Annotated in this window: 2 protein-coding genes and 1 pseudogene; all 3 read right to left on the bottom strand. The window is 64.2% G+C overall.

Annotation, left to right across the window (positions count from 1 at the left end):
• Positions 1 to 230 precede the first annotated feature (230 nt).
• The 3 genes and pseudogenes from ACFFC4_RS21810 to ACFFC4_RS21820 all read right to left on the bottom strand — a co-directional run bounded on the left by ACFFC4_RS21810 (position 231) and on the right by ACFFC4_RS21820 (position 3150).
• A pseudogene (locus tag ACFFC4_RS21810) lies at positions 231 to 1642 on the bottom strand (IS1380 family transposase).
• 90 nt (positions 1643 to 1732) lie between these two features.
• Positions 1733 to 2041 carry a succinylglutamate desuccinylase/aspartoacylase family protein gene (locus tag ACFFC4_RS21815; RefSeq protein WP_375504799.1) on the bottom strand — a complete coding sequence of 103 codons (309 nt, stop codon included), beginning with the start codon at positions 2039 to 2041 and terminating at the stop codon, positions 1733 to 1735.
• Complete coding sequence (locus ACFFC4_RS21820) at positions 2038 to 3150, bottom strand: hypothetical protein (protein WP_375504801.1); 1113 nt, start codon at positions 3148 to 3150, stop codon at positions 2038 to 2040. The genes ACFFC4_RS21815 and ACFFC4_RS21820 overlap by 4 nt, the downstream gene beginning before the upstream one ends.
• Between the last annotated feature and the right edge of the window lie 102 nt (positions 3151 to 3252).

Consider the following 3252-nt stretch of genomic DNA (forward strand, 5'->3'; position numbering starts at 1 on the left):
CGCCCGGACCCCGAGACCTGCTACCTCGTGCAGCGCCCTAACTGAACGGTATTGGCGCTAGCCCGGATCTTTCGTCAGCCCGTTGACGCGCGTTCTGCCGAGGATGTTGGTCTCGTTCGGAGCTGATTCTGCATCGGGGGTGCGACGGTTTGCCCGCTGTCGTGCGGGTGGTCGCCGGGTCCACGTGCCGGTCGGGGTCGTGCTGGTCGTCGGGGCGGTCGGTGGGGTGCTCAGGTCGGTGCGGGTAGTGCGCGGAGTTGCTTGATGCCGGCGAGCACGAGCCAGGCCCACGGGGCCGTGGCTGCGAGGTGCAGGCGGCGGCCGCGGGCGTGGTCGGCGAGGCGGCCGGCGATGCTGAATAGTCGGAGTCGTAGGCGTTTGGGTTCCCAGCGGCGTGCTGGGTGCTCGGTGAGGGCGAGCGTCTGCCACCAGGCGGTGATTTCGACGGCGAGCGCGACGACCGCGAGCCAGATGCGGTTCTGGTCGAAGCCGTGCAGCGGCAGGTTGGTCAGGCCGGTGTCCTTGGCGATGCGGATGCGGTCTTCGCAGCGGGCGCGGCGGCGGTGGCGTAGTTCGAGGTGCGCGCAGGATCGGTGCGGGCCGCCGACGGCGGGGGTGTTGGTCGCGAACGCGGTGACCCGCCAGCCGTTGATGTCGGTGATGCGTAGTTGCGCGCCGGGATGGGTTTCTCTTTGCGCACGATCACTCGCATCCCCGCCGGCCACGACGTGAGGTCGAGCAGGCCGGTCGCGTCGGCGACCAGGGCATCCGGGCGGACCCGCTGCTCGGCGTCCAGCGCCGCCTCCCACGCGTCAGCCTTGTCCAAGAACCTCACCTGGGCGGCGAAGTCGCTGGGCAGGGTGAACCCGATCGAGTACTGCACCCGCTGCCCGCTGAGCCAGTTCAGGAAGTCGTGGGTGCAGCCGGCGCCGTCGGTGCGCACCAACACCCGCTTGCCCGGCCTTCGGCCGGGGCGGTGTCCGGGCAGCTGCGCGAACGCCGCCCGGGCGACGGTGATGTGATCAGCGGCGGTGTTCGATCCAGCGTTCCCGCGGCGCAGCAGGAACGCCAGCGGTTCACCAGTGCCGTGCTGGCCATGATCAACGAACGACAACAACGGATGAAAGCCGAACCCGCGCTTGAACGTCGGCGCCGCCTGCTCCTTCTCGGAATGGGCCGTGAGCAGCGTCGCGTCCAGGTCGATGATCAACGGATCGTCGAGGCTGGCTGCGTGATTCGGTGCGTGCTCGCCGGCCAGCGACCACACCCGAGCCCGCACCAACGCCCGCGCCCGGTCGATCGCCACAAGCGACCGTGTGGCGTCAACGGCAAGGGTGTCGACCAGCCGCGACACCGTCGGATCAGAGGCCACCGCCCCGAACACGCCCGGCTGCTCACGCAGCACCGCGACATCAGCCAGACAGTCACCACCGACCGCCAGCGACAGCGCGAGATCGGTGATGATCTTGCCTGGGTCGTGACGAGCCTGCGGTCTGCGCCACGGCTCCAACGCTTGCGACAGCGCCCGATCCAGCCCAGCAACCCGCACCGTCTCAACCAGCCCAACCGCCCCGGCCTGCGACACCAACGACGCCCCGGCCGTGTCGCTGCGGACACGCGGATACAGCCCGATATTGTTCACCCTGAAGGTGCTCCTCGCTCGACGCGATCATGGTCTCGACAACCTCGATCTTGTCTGGCCTGGAGCACTTTTCAATTCATCACCACGCGGTCACCGTGAAAGCACCGGGCTAGCGAGTTCGTACTCGGGGGTTCTACTGCCGGCCGGTCGACAGCGGGAGAACAAGGCGTTCGAATTTGAGTTGACGGAGCGGACCTCGAACTTGCAGGCAGTAAGGTTTGCCAAGACGGTAACGACGGTCCCCCGATCGAAAGAAGCCCAACCGTTGCCTGCATTGATCGCCGAAATTGCGCGGGGACCCGCGGTCTCATCTCCGTGGACGCCGCCTACGATCGCAACTCTTGGCCCGGGCACTCTAGAGTGAAGTTCTCGGATTAGAGGCCGTGCCATTGTGCTCATATAGTCATCTTCGAGTTCACACCATCCACGAGTGTCGCATTAGTGACCTGCTGCGCGTAACTGAGGAGCGTCTCCCACGACGGATCGATTTCGCCCTTGCGGTAGAACTCATCAAAGGCCACAAGGAAATCAACCGATAGCAATTTCGACTTGATTGGTCGAACTTTTAGATCGACAATGCCGAGATGCTCGCGTGCTAATGCATTCAGTTGCTCGGGGTCTTCGGACCTCTTTGCCAAACGCTTCGCGTCATGTAGCGCACGTATGGCGTACAGCCGAGACTGGAACAGGTGCACGAAGCGTAGGAAGTCGCCCACACTCTCTCGCGCGTCCGCGAGCGCAAGATGCTGAGCCTGGAACGCAATCGCCTCGGTTGCGGCAATGTTGACTCCAAGATCGTCCTCGATCGACTGGCTGACGGTGCTGAATATGGCGTGGCCTAACGCGTGCAGAGCACCCCGATGCGACTCAAGCCCTGGTGCGGGCGAGAGGAAAATGCTGCTTTTCCGGAGTGACGGGTGCGCGACGTTGACCGTCACGCCGATGCGCGAACGCCTGGAGGTATCGATTTTGTCTCGCAGCCCTAAGTTCTGAAGTGTCGAAAAAATCTCGGCAGTTGTCCGTTCGAACGGGTAGCGATCCGGGTCTGCGGTGACTTCTAGAGCGAGCCGATCCTGCAGTTGCCGCTCGTGGAAGCTGCCATATTTCGCTCGCAGAAAATATCGCGCCTGCGCTCGGTACTCGTACTTGGTAGTCGCGAGATGCCTGTCCGCTAACCCAATCAGGGCGACCGGGTTCAAGCTTCGACTCCAGCAGTAGGCATCGAAGTAGTTTTCGCAGCCGAGGCGTTCGGCCAGTAGATCGCGACGTCGTTCCACCTGCTCCGCGGGCAGCGTGGCGCCGCCCGCGGAGCAAGCCGCCGTGTCGAAGACATAAGCTTGAAGTTGGCATCTTCTCCATTCCGCAGTGTTCGACGGTCGTCCCGTCGGCAGGTCCTCAGCCGGAAGCGCGACGAGCGATGCTCCCGAAGTGTTTCCGAGGACGACCTGCTCGGCCCGGGACGCGCCGTCCTCGAAGTGCCTGAGCACGATTGCTAGAAGATCCTGCATGCCAATCTCCAATGGCTGGTGGGATTAGTTCGACCAAACATTGACGAACTGGTCCAACGAGGTGGCGCCAACCAACAGCAGCTCCTCGAGCGAGCGCGAGCA

This window comes from uncultured Jatrophihabitans sp. (assembly GCF_964244045.1).
In the GTDB taxonomy this organism is placed as follows: domain Bacteria; phylum Actinomycetota; class Actinomycetes; order Mycobacteriales; family Jatrophihabitantaceae; genus Jatrophihabitans.

Excerpts from the sequence above, each read along its gene's own strand:
- ACFFC4_RS21815 (WP_375504799.1), bottom strand. The coding sequence starts at position 2,041 with ATGAGCACAATGGCACGGCCTCTAATCCGAGAACTTCACTCTAGAGTG.
- ACFFC4_RS21820 (WP_375504801.1), bottom strand. The coding sequence starts at position 3,150 with ATGCAGGATCTTCTAGCAATCGTGCTCAGGCACTTCGAGGACGGCGCG.